The sequence below is a fragment of the Paenibacillus nasutitermitis genome (assembly GCF_014641075.1).
GTDB classification, from domain to species: domain Bacteria; phylum Bacillota; class Bacilli; order Paenibacillales; family Paenibacillaceae; genus Paenibacillus_Z; species Paenibacillus_Z nasutitermitis.
Genome location: NZ_BMHP01000008.1, coordinates 135,429 through 159,930 on the forward strand (window position 1 = coordinate 135,429; position 24,502 = coordinate 159,930).

The window sequence follows — 24,502 nt, forward strand, 5'->3', positions numbered from 1 at the left end:
TAAAGCACATGACGGGTTTATGTCTTTCAGTCATTTTAACACAGTATAAATTGCAACGAACCTTATCATTTGCATTAATGGTGTAAGCTTGATGTGTAAGCTAAATTCACGAAAAAAGAGGTGGCCAGTAATGTTTAAAATCAAACCGATTTTACCGTGTCCATCCATAAAGGATCAGGTGTCCTTTTATGTGAGCTTGGGTTTCAAAACCGTTCAAATTTACACTCGACCAAATCCATATGCAGTTGTAAGTTACGGTTCGCTCGAGCTGCACTTTTATGGAACCAAACGAATTTTGCCTAATGAAAACCCCCAGATGTGCTATATCGAAGTCGACGATGTAAACCGGGTATATGAAGATTTCACTGCTGGACTGAAACGACACTTCGGGAAAATCCCCCGTTCCGGCATACCGCGCATATCAAAAATGAAATATTTAGAAGATGATCGAAGATTTATGATGACAGATGTTGGAGGGAATACGTTTTACATTGGAACACCGAATGCCGTTCCTGCTTTCTATAGAACCATCGAGAGCGTGGAGTATGCAAAAAATTTCGAGACACTCTACGATTTAATATATTCAAAAGAGGACAGCCATTCAGCGTTTAATATGTTGGAAAAATTCTTTCCTGCAAAAGATTTAGATTCAAAAAATATAGGTGATTTGGATCTAGCCAAAATATTGCTGGTTGCCTTGGATATTCATTTACAGCGAGATAAAGTAGTGAACCAAAGCATTAACGATAAACTACAAAAGTTATTTAACATTCACAACACTGAAAGCCCGGATTGGAATAAAATATCAAAGCAATATCACGAGATTTTTGGCTGTGAATAATAAGCGTTCAACAACAACTTGACCCGGGCCTCCCTGCCGTGGCGGGTTCAGGGGTTCTTGCAATCGCGTTCGTCGGGTTGTTGTTTGCAAGGTGTTGAGCGGAAAGCCCAAAGAGGGCCGCTAGCAGCCTGCCTCTCGGCAACCTGTCACAGCCCTCCAACCTGCGTCCGACGCGGCTTCGTGGTTCTTATAGAACAAGTTGCATTGCCATTGCTTGCAGCTTGCTGGAGATTGTTTGCAGCATGCCAACTATCACCGACTACGTTTATTCGAAAATCAGATACCAGAATATCGCAATTTCATCATTGGATTTATCAATACCCTGATATAAGTGAAGATCAAGCCCGCCGATGACAAAACCGCAACTTTTATAAAATTGGCACGCATTCACATTATTACTTTGCGTCTCCAACATGATTCCGGGCATTCCACCATTTACCGCCCACCGCTTAGCCCGTTCGATCAATTTACGACCTACTCCATGCCCTCTATAATTTTTGTCTACTGCTATGTCTTCTACAAGGGCATATTTGTTCCAGTTTCGTGTCAATACGATACGGCCTACTACTTGATTCTCCGCCCAAGCCAAGTACACAATTCGATCCGAGCTATCGATATAGTCTGAATAGTCTTCGTCCTCTGCTTCCTTAAACCGTTCTTCCGAATAGCTTTTCGTATAGCCAGGAATTGGTTCCACTGTGAATCTGAACTCTCGCCCCGACAGGGACAGGACGAGAGTAGAATCAACAGTAAAACTGTCGTCTATATTTCCCCAGGCATTTTTATCTCCAACCGCGAACTTCCGAATCACAATATCCATACTCATCCTCCTAATTTAGGGCATCGTCTTAACTGGGGACATGGTATGGAGTGAGACGGTGGGCCCCGGACTTAACGGAACTCGATTTTCATACTCATTATCGTATCCTCCAAAGATTTTATTTTGCACCATTTTATCATAATTCACTAATACACTAATCTAATCAGGTACGAGAGGTAACTTGCTTCGATCGCCTATTGAGCTGATGTTTGCAGCTGTTGGCGGTGGTTTGCAGTTCCTTTCAACCTGAAAATTAGTTCTTATACCACTCGGCTACGGTTATTGTATTGCCGTCCGGGTCAACCACATCAAAATACTTGGAACACGGAGCATTATCATAGCGCTCGCTTACTTGCACTCCATCTTCTTGTAATTGTGCATAAAAGGATTCAATATCATCTGTTTTTAATTCAAAAAGCGATGCCGGAACTCCATTTCGGGAAAAGTGCAAAGGTGTCCTCTCTACTTCTTCGAGCAAAAAAACATTTGGACCGTTTTCCCCTAATTGAATGATTGCATTGGTACCTTCCTTGAAACGTATCGGTTCACGAACCGGTTTGCATCCTAAATGCTGTACATACCATTGGAAGGAAACCTCTACATTTTTTACTGGAAAATTAATGCATGAAATGCCGACAATTCTTTTTACCACCTTTTGCTCAAATACCTCGCCCAACTTTTGATTGCCCAACGTCTGCTCCGCCAAATCAAACAGCTCCTTTTTCAATTTATCTTTGGCTCTTCTTAACCGGCTTTCCGCTGCGCTTACTGTAACATGCAGGAATTCCGCTATTTCCTTGATGGTAAAGCCGCTAATGAAGTACAGGATTGCAACGATCCGATACTTCTCGTCCAGTTGCTTTAAAGCCGTTCTTACCGCCCGATCGCGCTCTCTCTGAAGTACTTCTTCCTCGGTAGAATGTGTTACAAAGAAGAGTCCCTCCTCCAGCTGTCCATCTCTTAGTCGACCGTACTTCCTCCACCAGTCCTCTGCGGTATTGCGGACAATTCTCATCAGCCAGCTGCCGAATTTACCCGGTTCATTCAGTCTAGTCAAGTTATACCATGCTTTAATGAAGGCCTCTTGCGCTGCATCTTCCGCATCACTTCTTTGACCCAGCCTATTGAGAGCAACAGCATATACGGCATTTGCGTATTTGCTGATTAAATATCTGAAAGCATCCACATCACCTCCGGCAGCTCGTTTAACGATTTCCTGCTCTTCGTTTGGCATCGCTCACCTCAATGCTGTCACTAATAATGACGTACTTAAATGATAAAACTGGTCAAATTGTTTGAAAAAATATTTTTAATTGTATTGCGGCGGGAACACAAAGGGCAAGGATGTTCGGAGGGCTTCAGCGTACAAAAATAGGGATTTCAATCAGCGCGGCGGGACTGGCTACAGAGAATATGAGCAAGAAGCCCGTAGACAACGGGACTGGTGAAACAATGCAGTTTGAGCCAAGGCGAGTCATCCCTCTGCGGCTGGTCCAAAGTAGTTGAACATTGTTTGTAAACCGTCGCAACTGAATGATCTTTATCTCTTAGTGAATTGAGCTCGTATTTTTTATGTGGTGTGGCTAACTTAATGGAGTTATTTGTGAAAATTAGAAAGGTGGAACGCGCTGGGGCTGGGTTGTGGACGGATAGGGGTGTTGCAAGTTGTTGAATGGTTGCAGGCAGGTTGTTTGCAATCCAGTACCATTCTAATCCGCATTATTTCGTGTACCTCAACGATACAAGGTGATTGATCCCGATTTTCTTTGCCCGTTTAATCGGTATTTGCCTGCGTTTGTATTCTTCAAAACCTAATTTATAATAGAGTTTCATGGCTGGCATATTGGTATCGGCGACTTCTTCAATCAAGTAAACCTCATAAGGTGTATGCTCAAGGATATGACGAATCAATTGTGAAGCAACACCTTGCCCCCTGAATTCGGCAGCTGTCCCTACAAATTCGATGGAGCCTACACCCGGTGAAGGATTAACAAAGGGGGATTCAAATTCTTTTTTCAGGAAAATACTAGCAAGACTTCCTTTATAAAAGCCTAAATGTTTGCGAAGCTCCTTTTTATCAAGTTTAACCGAGAGTGAGGTTCCATCCGTGCAGGCAGCCATTCCGATCACTTGTCCCTTGTATAAAGCCACATAAAATTGATCCAGAACGAACATATGAGCGAACGCTGCAGCAATCTTCTTCGGATCCTTGGAGAAAAACCCAAGCCACTGTGTGAATCCCTCTGCGAATATTTCAGATATCCCTAGCCTCACATCAAACTCAGCTTGATCAGCTCTTACCACGTTAAGCATAGCATGGTCACTCCCCTTCCTTAAATAGAAATGCGGTGAGGACAGATGGTGAGGGCATGATAAAGTTGTTCTTTAGCAGCACCTTCATCTCAGCCAATCCTTGAACCGCAGCGTAAAAAAAGACTGCCATCTCATGCGCATCACCCGAGCGGAATTCTCCAAGCTGCTGACCCTTACGAATGAGTTGCGCCGTAGCATCAAGAAGTCCAGCATTGACCCGGAGTATCTCTTCATTTTGTTTAGAGGCTGTAGCAGTGCCTGCTAATAGCGATTGATTGATAAGGATCAGCAAATTGGCCAGTTCCTCTCCTTTCATCATGTCGGTGTAGACTTCGTCGACAAACTGTTCAATTACCTTTTTAGGGGATTGATCAGATTCAAAGAAGTTAATATTACGTTTCAATCCTTCAACTGCGTAGGCAACCATTTCGTGAAATAATTGATCCTTTGTCTTGTAATGACGATATAGCAGCCCAATACTAATGCCAGCTGTATCCGCGATATCTTGAACATTCGTCGAACCGAAACCTTGATGAACAAATAACTCCATCGCAGCTGAATGGATTTTTTCCCTGGTGGCATTGCGCATTTCTTCAAACTGCTCCTTGCTACGCGGCAAACGATTTGCCCCTTTCTTTGAGTGAGTTTTTACTCATTATAATAAATATAAATCGGAATAACAATACTCCATTCCATTAGCGCGACTGCAGCGGTGTTTCTTCAAGTATTTTGAAAGTTCCTTGACCGTTTGGACTCTTAGGTTTTATAATTCGACGGATGAGGAATTGATGCAGTTTTAGGAGTTCACGTCACAGCAAATCGTGGAGGCGCTCAAGAAGCATCGCCTTGTGTTGGAGGAAGACCGGAAGAAGGCAGAAAAGAACGGTACTGAGTACAACGATCACGGGTTAGTCGTACAGACTCGAAATGGTTTCCCTCTCAGCCCGTATTTCTAGTTAGACCGCTACTCACACCTTTTCCCGTCCCTTTAACAAGAGGCAGCGGAGAAGTTGGTCGAATTATTAACAAGCGCATGATGCCTTGCAGGGGAGTGGCTGAATAATAATCCAGGAGCAAGCAAAAGAAGCCAAGCAAGCGCCCATGCTTGTGGCTGAATCTATGCTTTGATCACCATTTCCCCTTCTCCGATAGGAGTCTCAAAACCACTTAAAAACCGGGTAAGGGTGTCTTCTGTGATTGGAAACGCCGCATTGGCGTCAAAACGTTCACTCCGGATGAGAAGCCTCCGACGCAATTCATCCCGCTGAACCTTTAAGTAAATCAATTTCCACACGCCGCCATGCCGCTCGATCAGTTGCTTGTATTCGTTTCGTCTTTGACACTGCCAAAAGCTGAAATCGATGACGACAGGGTGTTTAGTCTGAATCAGATTAACCAGCACGCCACGCAGCTTTATTTCCGATTCTTCTTTATAGGACTCATAATTCTGCTCCGGATAATCCACTCCAAAACGGCCGTGTGTGGCCCAAATATCCTCATCTATCGAGAGCCGGACGAATCCCTCTTTCTCCAGCTTTTGAGCAAAGGTTGTTTTACCCGACCCCGCTACGCCGCACATCATCACAACGACGGGTGCCACGCTCTTACGCTTTTGCTGCACCAAATTTTCGATAACAAACTTTTCATTCAGCACAATACATCATCTCCTTTATATCTTTGACTCACTGAAATGAAAGTACATCCATTATAGTTAAGCACTTGCAGTAGATCCAGTCCCGACCACCGGACTACGGCTGCACCGGGGTTCCTGCAACCACTTTCCCCCGACTCCCTGTTTGCAAGCTGTTGAACGGAAAGCCCAAAAAGGGCCGCAACAGGTCACTTACTCCTAACCTGTCACAGCCCCTAAACCCGCGTCCGGCGCGGCTTATTGGCTCTTACTATTCTCCTGTTGCAATCCGAAAAGTGCTTATTATTAACCCAAGAAAGCGATAGATCGTTTTACTTTCCTTGCAAATGCGATGGGATTATCAATCGACTCCCAGTGAATATACATCAGACGCGGATTCTCGAACAACCAGTGATTATGGAGCGCCGTTACTGTAATCCCGTTTTTACGAAGGTTTGACAGCAATCGATTGGCCTGGTTTTGGAAAAGTGCCGTTTCCCCTAGACAGAGTGCGCGTCCCGAACTGTTCAGCGATTCAAATGAGAACAATTGATAACGGACCAAAGGAGATGTGGTACGCCTTCCTAAGATAGAGGCGTTTATTACCCTGTTTCTAGTAACAAAACACACCGGTCCTTTGGTAATTTCATGCTCTGTTCCGCCTAAAATAGATGAAAATTGGTTGCATAGTCTTATAAAATGTGGACTTGCTTTCACTTGCCCCGCCATAAGAGATCATCCTTTCGTACTTTCTTATACATACAACTTCATATCTCAACCCTTAACCCAAGAATTTAATAGAATCTTTCGTTCTTCTGGCGAACACAACAGGATTCATAATGGCTTCCCAATGCATATACATTAATCGAGGATTTTCTTTTAACCAGTGATTGTGAAGCGCAGTGACTTTAATCCCGCGTCTACGGAGATTCGACATCAGTCGATTAACCTGATTTTGATGGACGGCAGTTTCACCCAAGCAAAGTGCGCGACCAGCCTTATCGAGCGATTCAAACGAGAACATTTGCATTTGAACCAAGGGCGAGCGCGTTCTTCTACCCAAGATTGTCTCCGTTAAATTCGTCATCCGCGTGACAAAACAAACCGGGCCTGCATCGATTTCCGATTCGCCACCCAGGATATTTCCAAATTGGATACACAGCCTTCTAAATCGCGGGCTTACCTTCACATTTTCTGCCATATGAATCCTCCTTTACTCACTTTCTGAATAGCTTATGATCAATGTGGATAAGCGTATTGGACAGATCACTAATATTGAAAAAAAAAGCTTTAACACACATAAAAAAAGAAGGGCTCCAGACTCGAGCTCTTCTCTTTGGCGTTGTTCAGTCTACCGGTTATTCCTCGTTTTCCTTGTAGAGATTATGATTTCGTTTCTTGATTTGCCGGGCAATGGTATAACCGATCAGAAAAGCCGCTGCCGAGGTGTTGCCGTCGACCGTAAATGGAATAATGGAGGCGTCCGCAACAATCAGATCTCTTACCCCATGGACGCTGCCTCGTCGATCAACAACTCCCCCGTGGTTTAAAGGAGCCATACGTAACGATCCTTGTTGGTGATGGTTATGGTCGAAATTTTGCTTAATGAACGCCTCCAATTGCGAATCGTCGTTAATCACATCCAATGTAGGAGAAACCAGCCGATAGGAAGGATCGATAGCCTCCAGCTGCGCCGCAATCTCCTTAATGTAGATTTTGTATATATGTTTAACGGCGTCCAGATCATCTTGGTTAGTCAGAAAACCTTCATCCGCCAGCGCTATTTTTAAGGGATCCTTATTCTGGATAGCAATACTTCCGCGGCTTTTAGGACGCAAGAAAATAATCGCCAGCGTTAATATTCCGTCGGCCGCTATACCGACAAGTTGAACCGCCCGCTTGTGAGGATCTTTTCCGGTGGGATCGGGTAAAAAAGCTCCTCCTGTATACAAAGCATTCGAATCATTCGAAGGCAATGCCTCATCTACGGGGTTGGTTGTGAAGGAGGCAAAATTAAGCGTATGGTTTCTTAGCTTCTTCCCTACATGAGGATTATTGAATACGACCGGTATGCCCGCTTGTTGAAGCATTTTCGCTGGCCCGATTCCCGAGAGCATGAGAAGCTGTGCGCTGTTGATTCCGGCTGAGATAATCACCTTTTTCCGAGCATAGGCTCTAATTCGCCTACCTTCCTTTAATAGCTCCACTCCGTTCGCTCGTTTATTGGTAAAGAGAACGCGAAGTGCGGTCGTCTTAAAAAAGACCCGCAGCTTTCGCCCTTTCACCCCTCGCCCACTCGGAAGCATAATATCCGACGATAAAAAAGCGCTGGACGAATTTTCTCTTGTTCCGTTCGGATTTTGGTAGAGCTGCCACCGCGTAAATGGCCCTAGCGGGGTTCGAGGATCATTATAGTCGAGAATTTCAGGATACCCTGTAGCTTGCTCAACAGCCGCCGTAAATTTCTTTGACATGGCCGTTGGATTTTTCGGTGCTTGCCTGATGTCGATTCTCCCTCTATAACCGCGGAACCGCCGATTGTCTGACCGGCCGTTATATTTCTCCAATTGTTTGAAGTGAAGGATTGCACGTTTAGGCGACCACATGGGACCGAGCAATCGTTCCCACTGCTTCAAAACTGCCGATGTAGGTCGTACGTATTGTTCTCCATTAATCGACGATCCTCCGCCTAATAGCCGCCCCGTTGTCCATTCGAACATCCGATCATCCAGTCCTTCTTGAGGCACCCCCTCCCCTTGCCAAAAATATTGCGGAAAAAATTGCTCTTCCAACTCCAGTGCAAATGCGGAATCCCTGATTGGCTTATCCTTATCAGTATTCTCGCCTGCTTCTATTAGAAGCGCCGAGGTCTTGTGATCATCCGTTAAAATTTTGGCGATTACCGCCCCAGCCGGTCCTGTTCCTATAATGATATAATCAAATGTCCATTTTTTATCCACCGTAACACCTCCAATAGGCTAATGTAGCGTATTGCTTTCTCAGACGGTTCGTGCTTGTCTTAAAAAGCAATAAAAATAGGACTCGCATCTCTGCGGGTCCTTGAGGCAGCAAACGTAGAAAAAAAGCATCGGCGTATGACGATGCTGGACGATGATGGATCATGTCGCTGCAGGAACCTTGCAAGCTGTTGAGCGGAAAGCCCAAAAAGGGCCGCAGCAGGTCGCTTACTCCTAACCTGTCACAGCCCCTAAGCCCGCGCCGTACGCGGTCTCTCGGCTCTTACTCGTCTCCGGCTGCAATCGGATTCCCCTTATACGAAATCCAATCGCACCAGCTTCTTATCCCCCCACGAACAAGAGGCTTAGTTTTGTTTTTGAAGAAATGCGTTGCTCTCTGTATGAATCAGGCGCAGCAGCTCGACTAGGTCTTGAAGCCGTTTCAATTGTGAAGCATACTGTCTTGCATCCTCTCGACGCTTGATCGCGATTGCCTCGCGGATAAGCCCATGCCAACGTTCGGGCAATTGCGAAAGGCTATACTCCCCGGCATCGATTTTGCTCGTCACGTCATGCTCCCGAATGGTATAAAATTGCCGCAGCATGCCGAGCGTGCACCATTCAACTGCAAAGTCCAGTTGTCCCACCGGCACTGTATCTTCTGTCATACCCGATGAATGTAGGTTTTGTTCCAATCGGGCAATCCATCCGGCCCAATAGGAATTCATATTTTCAATAACGTATTGGATAAGGGCTTCAGATGATATTTCATAATCGAAGGACAAGCGCTGGCCATACACACAGATGCCGTGTCTTTGAAGGATCCACCATGTGACCGGATTTAATCTTTGGTGTTTCAATACCACCAACCTTTTGCGGCTTTTTTGCATCCATTTTGAGAGGGGCGATTCATAGGTCCATGGCAACTGCAACACGCGAACGGCTGACTTCCACCGATCACCTACCAGCTGTGGTTAGGCTATCCCTCTGCTGCGTTCACTCCCTCGAGTCAACGGCTTCCTGCAATCCGAGCTTGGCTGGAAGGAATGTTCGGCTTAATTGCCTAAGGGGTCTCGGGTATACGCTTTGAGGTCACAATCAGCAACACAATGGCGATCAACGAAAAGAGCACATTGCCTATCCAAGCTAGAATGTCATCCGGCCATAGCATTGTTGTCATAACAAAGCCTCCCCACGCATAGGTAAGTAAAGCTCCGGCAACCAATGCGAACTGATGCCTCAGGCTCCACCCCTGCTGCCGTGACCAATGGGCAACGAGCGGCGACACGATACACAAGATGAGGATGCCAATAATCACACCAGCCCAACTTTCAGGCTTCATAAAAAATAAACTTGCTACTACAAACGCACCCGCACCAAGAGGCCATGGCTTCGGCACCGGGTGGGCTGAAGGAACGGCAGGATCCTTTTTCTTTCTAAGGGAAAAGGCGATAGCAATAAACATGAGCGACACAGCGGCAGCACCTATTAGCTGTCCCGGCGAAGCTAAGAATTTTTCATCGGCGTATATAAAGTTAAATACGATGGCACAGCCTACAAGGTACAAACCGCCGGTTACAGACAGACCCACTTTACCTAGCCAGGGTGCCGTCATTCGGGCAGGCGTCAGCATCTCAACTATGGCTATAGGGACGCCGATACTCCAAATGACATGCCCCATCACAAAAGCCATTGCATTGTAGGCACTGATACCCAGGGCGGGAATAGGTGTAACTTTTTGAGATTCAAGGCCCAAGAAGGCTGGGTTAAAAAGTGATTGATCTATGAGACCCGCCTCAATAACGCCATATGCCGCAGCCAGAAGAAATAGGGTAGGCCAACCGCGGCCAGTACGCCGGGTTAGCTCTCGAACAAGCAGAGCACCCCCACCATACAGCGGCAGAATCAGCGGAAACCCGAGGATGTTCCTGAGAGGACTGACTCCCAGTAAAAATTCACCCACCCATGGCGCAAGAAAAAGCAAACCCAGCGCTGGAGCAAGGCGCTGAAGCAGTGCTGACGATGAGGAGGAATCCTCCGGTGGATTCTTCGTTCCTCTCTCTCGAATCCAGCAAACAGCGCTGGCGATCAAGCCAAAAACAATTCCTATTACGAAGTGAGTCGCAAGCATCCTTATAAATATCACGAAGCGAATGACTATCACTTCCAATACCGGACTGAAAAAGTCATTCCATTTGCCCTTAAACTCAGATATCTCCATGGTAATCTGATGGGTTATGGCTACGAACAGGCCAATCAGCATACCCAAGACTATAAAGTCATACAACGGTCGCTTGTTCTTCCGTAGCAAAGCAACGGCAAGATATACTATAAACGGGCCTATTGAAAGCACTTTATACAGTGACGACTCCAACGAAAGAGGCTGCATGTTTTCTACGACCACACGAGGAATCGCAATAGCAGCCATTACCACCAGCAGCACCAGCGGCATATCTGTACGGATATTTAATCTCCCTCGTTTCTTTAACATGTCAAATGTCTTTTTCATCTGAATGAATCATCCTTCTTTCTTTGACGATATCATTGATTGGGTCTGAACAAGCCTGTCGGGGTGACCTGTTCGGGATCCAATATCTACAGTTGGGTCAGGGCCAAGGCGAGGCATACCACTGCGGCTGGCTCAAGCCGAACCGGAACATCAAGTTGTTAGTCTTTTTTAAATTTCTCTTTGAGGATACCGGAACCAATCCCCGCAACGATCATTAGAAATAAAGGTCCAAAGTTCCATAAAAACTTCCCTCCGACCAATGTAAAGTCCAACGGAGTTAATTTGTTCAAAAGGAAGACACCCAGCTTTATGGCAAGCAGAACAACACCGGCTAAAAACAAAACATCGAATATTAATTTTAATCTTGGATAGGCCAACTTCTTACTATCTCTTATCACTTTCTTGGTCAACTCCTCATCGCTTCTCAATAATTCATCAACCGATACACCAAAGAGGTCGCTAATGTTAATGATGACTTCAATGCTCGGATAGTTCTGGCCATTCTCCCATTTCGAAACAGACTGTCGACTAACAAAAAGCTTCGCTGCCAATTCCTCTTGAGACCATTCTTTCTTCTTTCTTTCCGTCTTTAACTTCTCTCCAAAAATCATACTTCAGCAACAACCTTTCAGGAATATATAAGCCATTATTCGCTGACCCCATGCGAAAAGTAAAGATCGCTGTAGTTGCAAGAGCCCGCAACCCCCGGTTGCCATCAATATCCCCTGGAGTAATCTCCTCTACGGAAGGCGGTCGGACTCTTGCTTCGCACGAAAGGTACGCCGCGCGCATGTTGATGGATGGATGCCGACAAGATGTTCGATACTATCCAACAGCAACCTGTTCCAACTGCAGGACTGTGGCTGCTCCTGACTTCTCTTGCAGGACAACCCAAATCGAGTAGGCCCATGCGCAATTGCATAGGCCTCTCACAGACCGGACGTGCGGGTCATCGCATCCGGCTTTTTATGTTGTCCCGATTTAAAACCAAACATCTAAGGATTTCGAATGCTTCTGACATTGCCCGGAATGAGGAATATCGCAATATTACTGAAAACTCAATTCGTATCCAGCAAGATTTGAGAGAAGGACAAGATAAAATGATGGCTGAACTGTCCCAAATAAGAAACCGTATGACTGCGATTGAAAAAATGCTTCGTGAAGTGGATTAGCGGCACCAGCCAAACGCAACAGGATTTGAGGGTGCATTCCCGGCTTTTTCTGTATACACGGGCACGTGTGAAGCATACGAGCGTGCGCTCAGGTCAACGTTTCCTGAAAATACTTTCAGTGGACAAGCGTTGACTTCGTGTTGACTTCGGGGCAAAAAAAATACATCGTCGGGCCCTTGGGCTACATGGCGATGTATTCAAAATCTGCATACTGCTATGCCTTGCTCGGTTGTTCTTCATCCCCGGTGGCTATCGGGTTATCTTGCCAAGTAATCCAGTCGCTCCAGCTTCTTATCCCCCCACGAACCACTATTCTTGAACGATTCCAAAATAAATAAATGGGGGTTCCGATCAGCGCGGCGGGAATGCCTCGGAGGATATGCCAGCACTCATGTGCAACGATCTCCCTTGGCTACGCTTGGGAGCGATTCAAGAGCAAGAACCCCGTGGACGACGGGGCTGGAAAAACAATATGGTTTGAGCCAAGGCGAAGTATACCCCTGTGGTTGGGTCAAGCCGAACGGAACGCCAACAAAAGGCCAAGTGAGGCAAGGTAGCACCCGGACGGTGACAGAAGGTGACAGCGGGTGACAGCGAAGTGACAGAACAGGGCAAAAGAAAAATAGAGAAAGAATAATAATATACTCCTTCTCTTTTACTTTGCTAGTGCCCCGCTTTTGACCCTACCGGGGTTGTGGCTGAATAATGCTTTTTATCTTTACAGCCAGCCACAAAATGGAACGGCTGGGCTGTCTGGACCTTGGCGCTCCGAACGACTCCTGCTGGCGATGCCTTGGGCTGTGGCTGATTCAACGTTCTGCCGCGTCCACTCCCCCGAACCTGCACGTTCCTGCTGCCGATGCCACCAAACCTGGGGATACCGGAAACGCCAAGGAAACCCAAGCGAATTGCTCCGGAAGGCAATCGGACTCTTGCTCCGCACGGAAGATTGCGCCGCCCCTGTTTGTGGTGGAACAGAAGCAATGCGCACGATGCCATTCAACAACAACCTGTCCCGACAGCCGGACTGTGGTTGGCTCTGAGCCTGTTGCAACTGCTTTCTTTTTGTTCTTGTTTGCAAGCTGTTGAACGGAAAGCCCAAAGAGGGCCGCAACAGGTCACCAACTACTAACCTGTCACAGCCCTCCACCCCACGTCCAACGCGGCTTCTTGGCTCTTACTCTTTCGCCGTCGCGATCGGATTATTTATTTCTGAAAATGGCTATTGTTCGACTGGATGTACTTTTCGCCCCACTCGCTCATTTTATCCAGAAATTCAATCATGGAAAGCCCATAGGAAGTTAATCTATATTCCACTCTCGGACGAGCATCCGGATATAGATTTCGTTCGATTATCCCGTCATGCTCAAGTTCGCGAAGTTGCTCCGTCAGTATTTTTTTTGAAATAGCCGGTAAATGCCGTAGCAGAGCACTATAACGTGCCGGCTCGTTAGTTTTATATAAATAACGATATATTGGAATTTTCCATCTTCCGCTTAAGATAGCAAATACAACTTCTACCGGGCAATCATTTAGCTGGACAGGCATTTTCCCACCCCTTTTCAATATTATACATTATTATCATGGAAAGCTTGGATACTAAAAAGTGCCTAATTGTTCGCAACATTTTAAGAATATATAATCGTTCATAGCGAGGAGGAGATAGCAATGAAAATTGGAATACTCGGGGCAGGAAATATAGGTAAAGTTATGGGAAAAGGATTGGCTACGGCAGGTTATGAGGTACGAATCAGCAGCCGAGAACCCCACAGTCCGAAGCATTTCCCTTGGAAGCAAGAAGTAGGCGTGTCGGGAGATATAACTTCATTTAACGAGGCCGCCCAGTTTGGCGAGATTATTATCATAGCGCTACCCTGGTCCTGTTTAAAGGATGTGCTTGAAACCATCGATTCTGTCTCACTGAAAAACAAGACAGTCATTGATGTAAGCAATGCGGTACATTTTGTAAACGGACCACGCTTACTACTTGAAGATACATCAGCAGGGGCAATCGTTCAGGAGTTGTTGCCGGAAAGTCTCGTTGTTAAGACACTCAATACAATCAGCGACAAGGTCATGATCCATCCGTATTTTAAAGATGGCACTCCGATCATGTTTATGTCCGGAAACGATAACCCGTCCAAAGATCGGGTTAGAACGCTTCTTAAAGATCTTGGCTGGTCAATGATTGTTGACTTGGGTGACATTGGTCAAAGCCGTCTGCAAGAATCAATCATGCTTGCTTGTGTAATTAGCGAAATTCAATTACAAGCGCCAGATTCTGCATTTGGGTTTCTGAGACAGTAATGGAGATTCCTCAGGGTGAGAATTCAAACTGATCCGACTGACCCGCCGTGTCTGGTTCCGGGCCTCTTGCAACTGTTTTCTCCAACCTCTTGTTTACAAGCTGTTGAACAAGAACGTCAAAGAGGGCTGTGACAGCCTGCCTCCCAGCGACCTGTCACAGCCCTCCAGCCCGCGTCCGACGCGGCTTCTCGGCTCCTACTCTTCCCCCGTCGCAATCGGATTGTCCGCGTACGAAATCCAGTCGCTCCAGCTCCCCGGATACAGCTTCACTCGGGTAAACCCCGCCGCCTCCAGAGCCATCACATTCGGACAGGCGGTCACGCCAGAACCGCAGTAGACGATTATCTCATCGTCCCGGGACAGATCCGCGAAGCGTTCGCTCTGCGCTTCCGCGCTCTTCCACGCGCCATCAGTGCCGCGGCCCTCGCCCCAGAAGCGGTTGACCGCGCCGGGGATATGCCCGGCCTTGCGGTCAATCGGCTCCGCTTCGCCGCGATAGCGCGGCGCTTCGCGGGAATCGACCAGCACTACGCCCGGCTGGCCCAGCTTGCTGCGCACCTCTTCCACGTCCGCCGTCATCTCCGGCCGGACCTGCAGGCGAAAATCCCGCTTGATCGGCGCAGGCCCCGCCGAATCCAGCGGATAGCCGGCCTTCTCCCAGCCCGTATATCCCCCATCCAGGATATACGCCTTACCCTCATGCCCGGCATAGCGGAGCAGCCACCATAGACGCGAGGCCATGGCGCCGCCTTGATCATCGTAAGCCACGACCGTCGTTCCGCTGCCGATGCCAAGCTCGCCGAGTTTCCCGGCAAGCCTTGCAAGGTCAGGCAGCGGATGCCTTCCTCCATGCTCGCCCTTCCCGCCCGTAAGATCGCGGTCCAGATCAAGCCGCACCGCACCCGGCAGATGGGCGGTGCGATAAGCGATGTCTCCCGCTTGAACATCGTCCAGCCGGAAGCGGCAGTCCGCGATAACCAGATTTTTGTCTTCCTTATGCTCCAATAGCCAGGCAGCCGTAACGACAAATTTCATGTGAATCGCTCCTTTACGAATGAGTGGAATGAAGTCTTGCGTTGTGTGCATTCTGCACCGGCTGCTTCGCGGGTCTGGATACAAGCAATGCCCAGATGACGACACCCAGCATCAGCAGCGCGTATCCGGCGAACAGCCAGCGTGTGGCGTCCGCCCCATTTTCGTCCAGGAACCAGCCCGTAAACCGGGGCAGGAACGCCCCGCCGATACCGCCGCAGGCCATCAGCAGACTGATCGTCCGCTCCGTCATGCCAGGAAGCGCGCGGTTGGCGAAAACAAGCGCGATCGCGAACATCCCCGACATGGCAAGCCCGGCGCCGAACGTTAACAGGAACATCGCCCACGGCCCGCCGAACCCGCCCATCAAGACAAAGAGGACCAGGCTTATGCAGGAGGTGGCCAGCAAATAGGCTGCACCGCCCCACCGGTCCGCCAGTTGTCCGGCAACCAACCTGCCGAGCACCATCGCGCCCCAGAACACGCTTAACGACAGTGAAGCCGCTCCGTCTGTCAGCCCATTGCTTTGGACCAGCAGCGAAGGCAGGTAATGGACAAAGCTCATCTCCGTCCCCACATACATAATGAAAAAGGTGCAGCATGCGGCAAGGACTGCTATGATGCGCGAAAGCTTGAGCTTCTGCGTAATACCATCCCCTCCATCGGCATGCTGGACAGCAGGGCGGTCCAGAATGGTTGGCCAGAACAACACCCACAAAATCATCGTGATAACGGCCATTGCGCCCACAACACCGAATGCCGCGATCCAATGCCCTTTGGCAATGAGCGCCGCCCCCGCGAACGGCATAATCAGCGCGCCAACTCCGAAGAACACTTCAACCCGGCTCATGGCCACATTGGCGTTGCCCAAAGACGCTCCAATAATAAACGCGCTCACAATCGCCTCCATCGTTCCCAGCCCATAACCTGCAAAAGGCGCCGCAACCAGCATCCATTCCCAGGGAGGCTGGCATACATAAACCGTTTCACCAATAACGATAAGACCCAGCGCAACCAGCAGCAGCGGCTTCTTGCCAAGCTTGCTGATCATCCACGGCGCAAGCAGCACGCCTACCATACCGCCCAGAAAGGAGTGCATGACCAGTTGCCCGCCATCTCCATAGTTAATGCCATATGCATGGACCATAGGCTCCATAACGGCTCCTATTACAAGCTGTCCCAAACCTACAACCAAATAAGCAACGCAACCCAAAAAAACCAATCGAGACATAACATATTTCCCTTCTCTTCTCTCTTAAGATGACTCTGCTATCATACCATGCAAGCGATTTGGCAAGGAAGGGTCTATACAGATTGTTTGGTTCCATTGAACGAATATGCAGATATGGTAATTTATGCGACCTATCCTCCTGTAACTCGTATATAATGTAGCAGGAGATATAAAGAAAACTGATATGAGGGAGGTACGTGATTACTATGGAGCTCGTGGGGATGGAAAGCAAAAAGAAAAACCAGGTCGATCTACCGCCGGGACTGTTTAAGAAGATCGCGATTGGAGTCGTGATTCTGCTTGTCGTGATTATTGGATATTCCAGCTTCTACACCGTGCAGGAGCAGGAAAGAGCCGCCATTCTTACCTTTGGCAAATATACCGGAGAAACGACGGCCGGTCTGCATTTCAAATGGCCTTATCCGATCCAGCAGGTCATTGTCGTACCCGCGGAGCTGACACAGCGCATATATATCGGCTACCGTCAGGACGGGAACAAAATTACACCGGTTGAAGAAGAAGCCATGATGATTACCGGCGATGAGAATATCGTCTCCGCCGATGCTGTCGTCCAATGGAAAATCAGCAATATTCACGAATACTTATATAATATCGACAATCCCGAACAATTTCTGCGCAATGCTTCAAGCTCCTCTATCCGTTCCGTGATTGGCTCCGAGAAGCTCGATTACGCCATCACCGATGGAAAGACCGAGATTCAGGACAAGGTCCGCGAAAGACTGCTGGAGCTGCAGGGCAAATACCATACAGGCATGCAGATCATCGATATTAAATTCCAGGATATTGAACCGCCAAGCGGCCAGGTGGAGGAAGCCTTCCGCGAAGTCACCAATGCCCGTGAGGAGAAGAATACGAAGATTAACAACGCTGCCAAATATGAGAATGACAAAATCCCCAAAGCGCGCGGCGAAGCGCAGGCTTTACTTGAGAACGCGGAAGGGAAGAAAAAATCCCGGATTCTGAACGCCGAAGGCGATGTTGCCCAATTTAACGCCATTTTTACCGAATACAAGAAGAATCCCGGGGTTACCCAGAGCCGTCTGATCATCGAGACCCTTGAGAAGATTTTGCCGAAGGCCAAAATTTTCATTTCCGATTCCAGCGGGGACACCGTGAAATACCTGCCTATTAATGAGCTTCTGCGCAACAGCGGCGCATCGGCAACCCCATCAGGATCAGCTGCGGGAGGGACAACGCCATGAGTAAAAAAATGATTTTGAGTCTGGTCGCGGTCGTAGTTGTCGTCATCCTGTGTATGACCTCTATGTTCATTGTCAAGGAAGGCGAATACAAGGTCGTGCTCAAATTCGGTGAAGCCGTCAGGGTGGAGAAATCGCCCGGCCTGGCCTTCAAAATTCCGTTTATTGAAAATGTCTCGCCATTGCCCAAGTATCAGATGACTTATGAGAGCAATCCCACTACGATTCTGACCAAGGACAAGAAACCGATTATCGTCGATAATTATACGGTATGGCGCATCGACAATCCGGAATTCTTCCTGAAGACGGCCCAAACTACGGCAGTGGGCATCCAGAGGATCGATGAAGCGGTCTACAACTCGGTCCGCCGTAAGCTTTCAGAAATCAATTACGATAATATTATCAGCGAGAATACGGAACGCGGCAATATTAACGATGAAATTACGAAAGACGTTTCCACTGCGCTCAAACGCGATAATTACGGAATCGAGATTATCGATGTGCGGATCAAGCGGACCGACCTGCCGGAAGGAAACAAACAGAGTGTATACAATCGGATGATCTCGGACCGGCAGTCGATTGCAGCCCGTTATCTGTCTGAAGGCGACGAGGAGTCGCGCAAAATCACGTCCAAGGCGGATCGTACCGCGACCGAACTGCTTGCCCAGGCGGAAGCCGATTCCAAGAAAATCATCGCCCAAGGGGAACAGGAAGCGGCCAAAATCTACAATGAAGCCTATGGCAAGGATCCGGAATTTTACAACTTCTACCGCACCCTAGAAAGTTATGTAACCACCCTTCAGAACGAGCCGGTTATCCTTATGCCGATCGACTCGCCTTACACCCGCATCTTGCTGGGCAAATAATTTTTAAATTAAAAAACAAGCCGTAAATCCAGCATACAACTGGGTTTACGGCTTCTTTCCCCTTCTGCGTGGAAAGGGGTTATTTAATGATAAGAACCGGGATCTTGGCATGCTGCGCGATATTATGGCTCACGCTGCCCATCATAAATTCACGCAATCCTCCAAGCCCCCGGCTTCCGATCACGATCAGATCGCCACCATTGTGATCGGCATACTGCAGAATGGCCTCTGCGGGGCTTCCCTCCAGAATGACCGTATTTGCATAAGGCAGCTGCTCGGTCTTCTTGCCGGCATCGGCGAGCAAACTCTGCGCCCGTTCCAGCCATTCCTGCTGGACGGAGTTTGGAACCGTCACAATCGAATCCGCGATGGCCATGTAGGGAACACTGTAAACATGCACAATGCTGATCTTCTCCGCCTGCTTGTTTTCCACCAGCGCGATCGCGGTATCCAATGCTTTGACTGCTGACAGTGATCCGTCATATGCCACAATAATATGGGAAAAAAGCATAGGTTATTCCTCCTAGTCTGGACATCATCGTTTATACCTATTATTATTTAACCGTCAGGATGACAAGACCAAACAGGAAGGTGAATATTTCCTTCCCCTGCCCTATTCCGCCCGTACTGTTGAGGAGGCATTTCTATTTATGAATCTCATACACAGCTCCGCCCCATCCCGCTATACCGTAACAGCCCTTTCTCCTCTTCAGGCTGAAGAGCTGTGCAGCTGGCGGTATGAGCCTCCTTTTGATTTCTACAACTGGTCCTCCTGGGGAGTTATGCTGCAGCTGGGCCTGGAGTTCGGGGATGAAGAGATCCGCGAGAAACAGTACTGCGCCGTTGTGGATGGGGACGGCTCGCTGGTCGGCTTCATCCAGTTCTTCCCGCTTCTTGGCGTTACCCGTATTGGGCTGGGCATGCGTCCGGAATTGTGCGGTCAGGGGCTGGGGCTGAAGTTTATGCAGGCCGTCGTCGAGGAAGGGCTCCGCCGCGCTCCCGGCGATGAACTGGATCTGGAAGTACATATATGGAATCTGCGGGCTATCCGTGCGTATGAGAAAGCGGGATTCGTTGTTTCGGACACCTATATCCGGCGGACGGTTGACGGCCCTATTGAAGTGCATTGTATGGTATATTCCCCCGAACCCATGGATGCCTCTTAATGAATAACCCCCGGGATGCGTACTAAAATCGGCCCCCTCCGCATAATCGTATTTATGAGGGATGAAGAATGAAGCGGGAAGCCCCGGCTTTGTTCGTTTATGCTTCGCTATTCATTTCCAAGGAGGCGGGTCCATTGAAAACGTTGAATATCATCGGCTTGATCATTCTCATTATCGGGGGGTTGAATTGGCTTCTGGTCGGATTGTTTGAATACGATGTGGTATCGGAAATATTCGACGGCTCGGACACAGTCGGCGCCAAAATCGTTTACATTATTGTAGGGTTGTCCGCCCTTTACGCTTTATCCTTCTTCACCAAAATCTCCGCTGAAGACTGATAGCGGGCCCCGCGCAAGAAAAGAAGACATACCCGCCTCTTCCAAGAGCAGCGAGTTGTCTTCTTTTTTTTGGCTGAACGGGCATGTGCGGCAGATCAGCTTTGCCCTTCAGGATCAATCATATCGGCAAACAACAATCTCCCTTCCCCGACAGGCAAGGAGATCGTACGGATGCGGTCATAGGAATCCAAATCTGTATACGCCCGGGACACCGCGGCTCGCAGTGTGCCTCCCAGCTTCACCGAAGTCGGAATAAAATATGGCCTCCAGCTCCAATTCAGTCCGCGGAAGGCGGTTTGGCGTTCCCAGGCCTCTCCCGCGTTCCGCTGGTAATTGGAGGAGACCTGACTGCCGTCTTCCCGGCATATATACACCCGTTTGCAAGATCCGGCAAGCACGGGAAGGATCTGCTCGATGACGATGTCCTCCGCCTCTTCCGGGCAGTCTTCTTTCTCCCGGGTCCGCCAGGCCTTTTCCACAATCAGCCGCAGCTGCTCCGCCTCTTCGGTCCAGTTCCGCTCAGCCAGCATGATTTGCGAGCGCCGGCGCTCCAGCTCCATCGCAATCAGTCCGGAAAAACTGTCTGCAGGAAGAAACTCCGGCTCGGCCGGAGCAAACAGATAACCCTGCACATAACGGGCGCCGACTTCAATAGCCCGCTGCAGGTCCTGCTCACTCTCTACGCCTTCGAGCAGCAGCGAGGCGCCGATCTGGTCGGCCAGCGTGGAGAAGGAACGCAGAACACCGTAATAACCGCTATGCAGCTCGCTTTGTTGGAGCATATGGATATCGATTTTCAGGATATGCGGCTGAATCAGGGCTATCCGATCCATATTGCTAAAGCCGCTTCCCACATCGTCAATGGCAATCCGGCAGCCTTCCTTACGGTACACATCCACAACGGTACGAAGCTGCTCCAGGGGATCCTGAAAAGACTCCTCCGTGATCTCGATAACAACGCGGCCCGGATCGATGCCGTATTTATCCAGCAGCCGCAGTGTGGGCAATTCTCCTGTTTCCTTATAGGTCTGAAAAATCCAGGAGGGCTTTAAATTCAGAAAAAGCATGCCCTGCTCGCAAAGGCGGGCATCTGCCGCAAATTTGGCCAGCGCCTGCTCCCGCAGGAGTCGGTCGATGCGAATATGCTCGCCCATCGGCACATCCTTGTCTTCAAAAAACGGACCCAGACTGCGCATGCCCTGGCGGGTCCGCACGCGGCCGAGTGCTTCATAGCCCATGATCAGCCGGGTATCCAGCGCAAGCACCGGCTGGTAATACGGGATGAGTTGATCAACCGCATTTTCCTCCATTGATCCCTTCATGCTGTAAGCTTCTGCCATCGCCGCCGCGCCCCTCATGATATCTTCATGTCATATTTACTAACAATTCTACTTTTACATATTGTAAAATAGTGTCGAATTATTGTAAAGGGCCCTTGCAAGCATTCTACTGGCGTTCATTGCATAGATTTCGTCCCTCGTTTACGAAAGATTCATCTATCCTGTAAGAAAATATGCCGCGGATTCGTTATAGCGCCGCGCCGCATGCAGGTCAAGCTCCGTCAACCCTCCCGCATCATGGGTGCTCAGACGGAGAATGACCTTCTTGTAATCGATGCTGATCGAGGGGTGATGGTCCATCTCCTCGGCAATAACGGCCACACGCTGGACAAAAGCGATTGCATCCTTGAAGGATGCGAGCTTATAGGTGCAGCAAAGCCACTGCTCATCCTCGCGGGCCCAGCCTTCGAGCCCCGATAACGCCTCATCCACGACAGCCTTCGGCAGTTTTTCCACTTTAGCCATGACGCTCACTCCCTTTTGATTGGTTAGATCAAGCGGACAATGCGGCTTTCCTTCCCATCTACCGATACTTCGATGCAATGATGCTTGGAGCGGTAATTAATGACACCCTGTCCTACTTCTATAACGGCGTCTTCGCCCAGCGCATAGAACAGGTCATCCGCAAGGACTTCCATTAAATCGGTCTGCTGCTGCGGCTCAAGCGCCAGCCAGTCCGAGCGCTCCATTTCAAAAAACGTGTAGCTGTCTTCAATCGAGCCAATAGCCTCGGTCAGATCTTTTAAGATGTCTGTATATTCTCTAGCGTGTTTAACGCCCATGTCTTATAACCACCTTTACCCTTAAAATGGAGCTTCTTTTCATTATTTTACACGAATATCCCGTAAAAAATAATCATTTGCCCGAAAACATCCAAATTGCTCTAATCTACACGCTCGATTTGACGATAAATAAGTATAGACTGTTTTGTCGAAAGCGGGTTTATTTTGTCAGTCGGACACTCCGTGTACCGCCCTGCAACTCTAACAACGGGATTGATCGGCTCTTGGTGGCGGGAATCTCATTGTAATATTTTATCGGACGAGGTGTGTCATGGAAAAATCAACAATTATCGGCATTGTGTTAGGTCTGGTAGCGGTCGTTCTCGGTATGGCGTTAAAACATGCGCCGCTCACCAGTCTGCTCAATCCGGCTGCCTTCACGATTATTATCGTAGGAACCGCAGCCTCCCTGTTCATCGGATTCCCAATGAATGAAATCGCCAAATTTCCCCAACTGCTGAAAATGACTTTCACTGCGCAAAAGCTCCTGCCCCGGGAAGAGCTCATCGGCTTATTTATGGACTGGGCGACCATTACCCGCCGCGAAGGCCTTCTTGCTCTTGAGGCCCAGGTCGATGATATCCAGGATCCTTTTCTGCGCAATGGCATGCGGATGATAATAGACGGGAACGATCAGGATTTCGTACGCGACGTGCTGCTTGAGGATATCTCCGCAACGGAAGAGCGTCACCGCGCAGGCGCCCTTATTTTCTCCCAGGCCGGCATGTATGCTCCTACACTAGGCGTTCTCGGGGCCGTTATCGGTCTGATCGCCGCTCTGGCGGATATGAGCGATATGGAGAAACTGGCCAAGGCCATCGCCGCGGCTTTCATTGCAACCTTGCTCGGGATTTTCACCGGTTACGTGCTCTGGCATCCTATTGCCAATAAGCTTAAACGCCTTTCCAAACGCGAAATCGAGCTTCGCCTGATGATGGTGGAGGGTCTTCTGTCCATTCAGTCCGGCGTATCGACGATCGCGATCAACCAGAAGCTGTCTGTTTACCTGACACCTACGCAGCGCTTGAAAATGAGCGAGAAGGGGGCGGAGGGCGTTGAGCAGAAGGCATAAAAATGAGCACCACGAAGAACACGCCGACGAGTCTTGGCTCATCCCTTATGCCGATCTGCTTACCCTGCTGCTCGCCTTATTTATCGTATTGTATGCCATGAACTCGGTCGATTCCAAAAAGTTTGAAGATATGAGCAAGGCCTTTAACTCCGCACTTGACAGCGGAGTCGGCGTCCTGGAGAACACCTCGGTGATTACCACGGGCGAGGAAATGGACCGGAACAACAAAACCAAACCCAAACCTGAGGATGCCACAACCGACGCTAAGCGCAATGAGCTGATGAAGAAAGAACAGCAGGCGCTTGAGGATCTCAAGAAGCAGATTGACAAATATATTCAGGCCAACGGCCTTACGAACCAGTTGGACACGAAGCTCAATCAGTCGCAGCTGATGATTACGATCAGCGACAACGCCCTTTTCCCATCAGGGAGTTCCAAAGTCAAGCCGGACGCGCGTATTCTTGCAAAGGCAATCGCAAATATGCTTACATCCTATTCCGATTATGAAATCGTCGTATCCGGACATACCGACAACGAACCCATTTCCAACTCGGATTTCCAGTCCAACTGGGATTTGAGCTCCTCGCGGGCCATCCGCTTTATGGATGTGCTGCTGCTCAACGAGAACCTGAATCCGAAGCTGTTCAGCGCAATCGGCTATGGGGAATATCGTCCCGTGGATTCCAATGATACTGTGCTCGGACGCTCCAAGAACCGCCGTGTGGAAGTCTCTATTATCCGCAAATTTCTGGATGTAACCAAAGCGCAGGAAATGCCGGCCACACCCAAAGCATAAGAAGACCTTTTAGAAATTTATAAGAGTAAGCTTATCAATTCTATTAGGTTGCAAAAAACCAACGTCTCCGGCAAGAACATACCGGACAAACGTTGGTTTTTGTTTTGCAT

The 24,502-nt window shown here is 48.7% G+C and carries 27 protein-coding genes; 9 read left to right on the forward strand and 18 right to left on the reverse strand.

Going from position 1 to position 24,502, the window contains the following annotated elements:
• The first annotated feature begins 130 nt into the window (after window positions 1–130).
• On the forward strand, window positions 131–841 hold the full coding sequence (locus IEY46_RS31565) for a DUF8817 family protein (protein WP_188998970.1): 711 nt from the start codon (window positions 131–133) through the stop codon (window positions 839–841).
• A 265-nt stretch (window positions 842–1,106) separates the two neighbouring features.
• On the opposite strand, the gene IEY46_RS31570 is transcribed toward IEY46_RS31565, so the two are convergent.
• From IEY46_RS31570 to IEY46_RS31620, 11 genes are all read right to left on the reverse strand, one after another.
• On the reverse strand, window positions 1,107–1,661 hold the full coding sequence (locus IEY46_RS31570) for a GNAT family N-acetyltransferase (protein ID WP_188998973.1): 555 nt from the start codon (window positions 1,659–1,661) through the stop codon (window positions 1,107–1,109).
• A 253-nt stretch (window positions 1,662–1,914) separates the two neighbouring features.
• Window positions 1,915–2,895, reverse strand: coding sequence for a sigma-70 family RNA polymerase sigma factor (locus IEY46_RS31575; RefSeq protein WP_188998977.1), 981 nt, complete (start codon window positions 2,893–2,895; stop codon window positions 1,915–1,917).
• A 485-nt stretch (window positions 2,896–3,380) separates the two neighbouring features.
• Window positions 3,381–3,974: a GNAT family N-acetyltransferase gene (locus tag IEY46_RS31580; RefSeq protein ID WP_188998980.1), complete on the reverse strand. Its 594-nt coding sequence runs from the start codon at window positions 3,972–3,974 to the stop codon at window positions 3,381–3,383.
• 7 nt (window positions 3,975–3,981) lie between these two features.
• The gene (locus IEY46_RS31585; RefSeq protein ID WP_188998983.1) at window positions 3,982–4,593 is read right to left on the reverse strand and encodes a TetR/AcrR family transcriptional regulator; all 612 of its coding nucleotides are present in this window, start codon (window positions 4,591–4,593) and stop codon (window positions 3,982–3,984) included.
• Window positions 4,594–5,091: 498 nt separating this feature from the next.
• Entirely contained in the window at window positions 5,092–5,628 is a 537-nt protein-coding gene (locus IEY46_RS31590) for a P-loop nucleotide/nucleoside kinase family protein (protein ID WP_308422868.1), read from the reverse strand.
• 282 nt (window positions 5,629–5,910) lie between these two features.
• Window positions 5,911–6,333: a DUF1259 domain-containing protein gene (locus IEY46_RS31595; protein ID WP_188998986.1), complete on the reverse strand. Its 423-nt coding sequence runs from the start codon at window positions 6,331–6,333 to the stop codon at window positions 5,911–5,913.
• 52 nt (window positions 6,334–6,385) lie between these two features.
• Window positions 6,386–6,805 carry a DUF1259 domain-containing protein gene (locus IEY46_RS31600; RefSeq protein ID WP_188998990.1) on the reverse strand — a complete coding sequence of 140 codons (420 nt, stop codon included), beginning with the start codon at window positions 6,803–6,805 and terminating at the stop codon, window positions 6,386–6,388.
• A 157-nt stretch (window positions 6,806–6,962) separates the two neighbouring features.
• Window positions 6,963–8,564: a GMC family oxidoreductase gene (locus IEY46_RS31605; RefSeq protein WP_188998992.1), complete on the reverse strand. Its 1,602-nt coding sequence runs from the start codon at window positions 8,562–8,564 to the stop codon at window positions 6,963–6,965.
• A gap of 362 nt (window positions 8,565–8,926) precedes the next feature.
• Window positions 8,927–9,496 (reverse strand): aminoglycoside adenylyltransferase domain-containing protein, encoded by a 570-nt coding sequence (locus IEY46_RS31610; RefSeq protein WP_188998996.1) that lies wholly within the window; start codon window positions 9,494–9,496, stop codon window positions 8,927–8,929.
• Between the two features lie 128 nt (window positions 9,497–9,624).
• Window positions 9,625–11,070, reverse strand: coding sequence for a hypothetical protein (locus IEY46_RS31615; protein WP_188998998.1), 1,446 nt, complete (start codon window positions 11,068–11,070; stop codon window positions 9,625–9,627).
• 158 nt (window positions 11,071–11,228) lie between these two features.
• Entirely contained in the window at window positions 11,229–11,681 is a 453-nt protein-coding gene (locus tag IEY46_RS31620) for a helix-turn-helix domain-containing protein (RefSeq protein WP_188999001.1), read from the reverse strand.
• A 204-nt stretch (window positions 11,682–11,885) separates the two neighbouring features.
• Here IEY46_RS31620 and IEY46_RS31625 point away from each other — a divergent pair, with 204 nt between their 5' ends.
• Window positions 11,886–12,242, forward strand: coding sequence for a hypothetical protein (locus IEY46_RS31625; RefSeq protein WP_229750674.1), 357 nt, complete (start codon window positions 11,886–11,888; stop codon window positions 12,240–12,242).
• Window positions 12,243–13,448: 1,206 nt separating this feature from the next.
• Here the strand turns inward: IEY46_RS31625 and IEY46_RS31630 are convergent.
• Window positions 13,449–13,790: a winged helix-turn-helix transcriptional regulator gene (locus IEY46_RS31630; protein ID WP_188999007.1), complete on the reverse strand. Its 342-nt coding sequence runs from the start codon at window positions 13,788–13,790 to the stop codon at window positions 13,449–13,451.
• Window positions 13,791–13,910: 120 nt separating this feature from the next.
• Between IEY46_RS31630 and IEY46_RS31635 the strand changes: the two genes are divergently transcribed.
• Window positions 13,911–14,549, forward strand: coding sequence for an NADPH-dependent F420 reductase (locus tag IEY46_RS31635; protein WP_188999009.1), 639 nt, complete (start codon window positions 13,911–13,913; stop codon window positions 14,547–14,549).
• A gap of 195 nt (window positions 14,550–14,744) precedes the next feature.
• Here IEY46_RS31635 and IEY46_RS31640 read toward each other — a convergent pair whose 3' ends face one another.
• Complete coding sequence (locus IEY46_RS31640) at window positions 14,745–15,584, reverse strand: sulfurtransferase (RefSeq protein ID WP_188999012.1); 840 nt, start codon at window positions 15,582–15,584, stop codon at window positions 14,745–14,747.
• Between the two features lie 13 nt (window positions 15,585–15,597).
• Entirely contained in the window at window positions 15,598–16,812 is a 1,215-nt protein-coding gene (locus IEY46_RS31645; protein ID WP_188999014.1) for an MFS transporter, read from the reverse strand.
• A 221-nt stretch (window positions 16,813–17,033) separates the two neighbouring features.
• Between IEY46_RS31645 and hflK the strand changes: the two genes are divergently transcribed.
• Both hflK and hflC read left to right on the forward strand, forming a co-directional pair.
• A complete protein-coding gene (gene hflK / locus IEY46_RS31650) occupies window positions 17,034–18,035 on the forward strand; it encodes an FtsH protease activity modulator HflK (protein ID WP_229750675.1) in 1,002 nt (333 codons plus the stop codon).
• Window positions 18,032–18,898, forward strand: a complete 867-nt coding sequence (gene hflC, locus IEY46_RS31655; RefSeq protein WP_188999017.1) for a protease modulator HflC — start codon at window positions 18,032–18,034, stop codon at window positions 18,896–18,898. Before hflK ends, hflC begins: the two co-directional genes overlap by 4 nt.
• A gap of 79 nt (window positions 18,899–18,977) precedes the next feature.
• Here hflC and IEY46_RS31660 read toward each other — a convergent pair whose 3' ends face one another.
• A complete protein-coding gene (locus IEY46_RS31660; protein ID WP_188999019.1) occupies window positions 18,978–19,409 on the reverse strand; it encodes a universal stress protein in 432 nt (143 codons plus the stop codon).
• Between the two features lie 139 nt (window positions 19,410–19,548).
• Between IEY46_RS31660 and IEY46_RS31665 the strand changes: the two genes are divergently transcribed.
• Together IEY46_RS31665 and IEY46_RS31670 are read left to right on the forward strand one after the other, a co-directional pair.
• On the forward strand, window positions 19,549–20,064 hold the full coding sequence (locus IEY46_RS31665) for a GNAT family N-acetyltransferase (protein WP_188999022.1): 516 nt from the start codon (window positions 19,549–19,551) through the stop codon (window positions 20,062–20,064).
• Window positions 20,065–20,198: 134 nt separating this feature from the next.
• Window positions 20,199–20,402 (forward strand): DUF378 domain-containing protein, encoded by a 204-nt coding sequence (locus IEY46_RS31670; protein ID WP_188999025.1) that lies wholly within the window; start codon window positions 20,199–20,201, stop codon window positions 20,400–20,402.
• A gap of 95 nt (window positions 20,403–20,497) precedes the next feature.
• Here IEY46_RS31670 and IEY46_RS31675 read toward each other — a convergent pair whose 3' ends face one another.
• From IEY46_RS31675 to IEY46_RS31685, 3 genes are all read right to left on the reverse strand, one after another.
• Entirely contained in the window at window positions 20,498–21,742 is a 1,245-nt protein-coding gene (locus tag IEY46_RS31675; RefSeq protein ID WP_188999027.1) for an EAL domain-containing protein, read from the reverse strand.
• Between the two features lie 156 nt (window positions 21,743–21,898).
• On the reverse strand, window positions 21,899–22,207 hold the full coding sequence (locus tag IEY46_RS31680) for a 4a-hydroxytetrahydrobiopterin dehydratase (protein ID WP_188999030.1): 309 nt from the start codon (window positions 22,205–22,207) through the stop codon (window positions 21,899–21,901).
• A 23-nt stretch (window positions 22,208–22,230) separates the two neighbouring features.
• Window positions 22,231–22,524 (reverse strand): hypothetical protein, encoded by a 294-nt coding sequence (locus tag IEY46_RS31685; protein ID WP_188999033.1) that lies wholly within the window; start codon window positions 22,522–22,524, stop codon window positions 22,231–22,233.
• A 271-nt stretch (window positions 22,525–22,795) separates the two neighbouring features.
• On the opposite strand from IEY46_RS31685, the gene motA reads away from it, so the two are divergent.
• Window positions 22,796–23,596 carry a flagellar motor stator protein MotA gene (gene motA / locus IEY46_RS31690; RefSeq protein ID WP_188999034.1) on the forward strand — a complete coding sequence of 267 codons (801 nt, stop codon included), beginning with the start codon at window positions 22,796–22,798 and terminating at the stop codon, window positions 23,594–23,596.
• Window positions 23,580–24,392, forward strand: a complete 813-nt coding sequence (gene motB, locus IEY46_RS31695) for a flagellar motor protein MotB (RefSeq protein ID WP_188999037.1) — start codon at window positions 23,580–23,582, stop codon at window positions 24,390–24,392. The genes motA and motB overlap by 17 nt, the downstream gene beginning before the upstream one ends.
• Window positions 24,393–24,502 lie beyond the last annotated feature (110 nt).

Excerpts from the sequence above, each read along its gene's own strand:
- IEY46_RS31665 (WP_188999022.1), top strand. The coding sequence starts at position 19,549 with ATGAATCTCATACACAGCTCCGCCCCATCCCGCTATACCGTAACAGCC.
- IEY46_RS31675 (WP_188999027.1), bottom strand. The coding sequence starts at position 21,742 with ATGGCAGAAGCTTACAGCATGAAGGGATCAATGGAGGAAAATGCGGTT.
- IEY46_RS31635 (WP_188999009.1), top strand. The coding sequence starts at position 13,911 with ATGAAAATTGGAATACTCGGGGCAGGAAATATAGGTAAAGTTATGGGA.
- IEY46_RS31600 (WP_188998990.1), bottom strand. The coding sequence starts at position 6,805 with ATGGCAGAAAATGTGAAGGTAAGCCCGCGATTTAGAAGGCTGTGTATC.
- IEY46_RS31565 (WP_188998970.1), top strand. The coding sequence starts at position 131 with ATGTTTAAAATCAAACCGATTTTACCGTGTCCATCCATAAAGGATCAG.
- IEY46_RS31620 (WP_188999001.1), bottom strand. The coding sequence starts at position 11,681 with ATGATTTTTGGAGAGAAGTTAAAGACGGAAAGAAAGAAGAAAGAATGG.
- IEY46_RS31680 (WP_188999030.1), bottom strand. The coding sequence starts at position 22,207 with ATGGCTAAAGTGGAAAAACTGCCGAAGGCTGTCGTGGATGAGGCGTTA.
- motA (WP_188999034.1), top strand. The coding sequence starts at position 22,796 with ATGGAAAAATCAACAATTATCGGCATTGTGTTAGGTCTGGTAGCGGTC.
- IEY46_RS31575 (WP_188998977.1), bottom strand. The coding sequence starts at position 2,895 with ATGCCAAACGAAGAGCAGGAAATCGTTAAACGAGCTGCCGGAGGTGAT.
- IEY46_RS31595 (WP_188998986.1), bottom strand. The coding sequence starts at position 6,333 with ATGGCGGGGCAAGTGAAAGCAAGTCCACATTTTATAAGACTATGCAAC.
- IEY46_RS31640 (WP_188999012.1), bottom strand. The coding sequence starts at position 15,584 with ATGAAATTTGTCGTTACGGCTGCCTGGCTATTGGAGCATAAGGAAGAC.
- IEY46_RS31645 (WP_188999014.1), bottom strand. The coding sequence starts at position 16,812 with ATGTCTCGATTGGTTTTTTTGGGTTGCGTTGCTTATTTGGTTGTAGGT.
- IEY46_RS31570 (WP_188998973.1), bottom strand. The coding sequence starts at position 1,661 with ATGGATATTGTGATTCGGAAGTTCGCGGTTGGAGATAAAAATGCCTGG.
- IEY46_RS31660 (WP_188999019.1), bottom strand. The coding sequence starts at position 19,409 with ATGCTTTTTTCCCATATTATTGTGGCATATGACGGATCACTGTCAGCA.
- hflC (WP_188999017.1), top strand. The coding sequence starts at position 18,032 with ATGAGTAAAAAAATGATTTTGAGTCTGGTCGCGGTCGTAGTTGTCGTC.
- IEY46_RS31615 (WP_188998998.1), bottom strand. The coding sequence starts at position 11,070 with ATGAAAAAGACATTTGACATGTTAAAGAAACGAGGGAGATTAAATATC.
- IEY46_RS31580 (WP_188998980.1), bottom strand. The coding sequence starts at position 3,974 with ATGCTTAACGTGGTAAGAGCTGATCAAGCTGAGTTTGATGTGAGGCTA.
- hflK (WP_229750675.1), top strand. The coding sequence starts at position 17,034 with ATGGAAAGCAAAAAGAAAAACCAGGTCGATCTACCGCCGGGACTGTTT.
- IEY46_RS31630 (WP_188999007.1), bottom strand. The coding sequence starts at position 13,790 with ATGCCTGTCCAGCTAAATGATTGCCCGGTAGAAGTTGTATTTGCTATC.
- IEY46_RS31685 (WP_188999033.1), bottom strand. The coding sequence starts at position 22,524 with ATGGGCGTTAAACACGCTAGAGAATATACAGACATCTTAAAAGATCTG.
- IEY46_RS31625 (WP_229750674.1), top strand. The coding sequence starts at position 11,886 with ATGTTCGATACTATCCAACAGCAACCTGTTCCAACTGCAGGACTGTGG.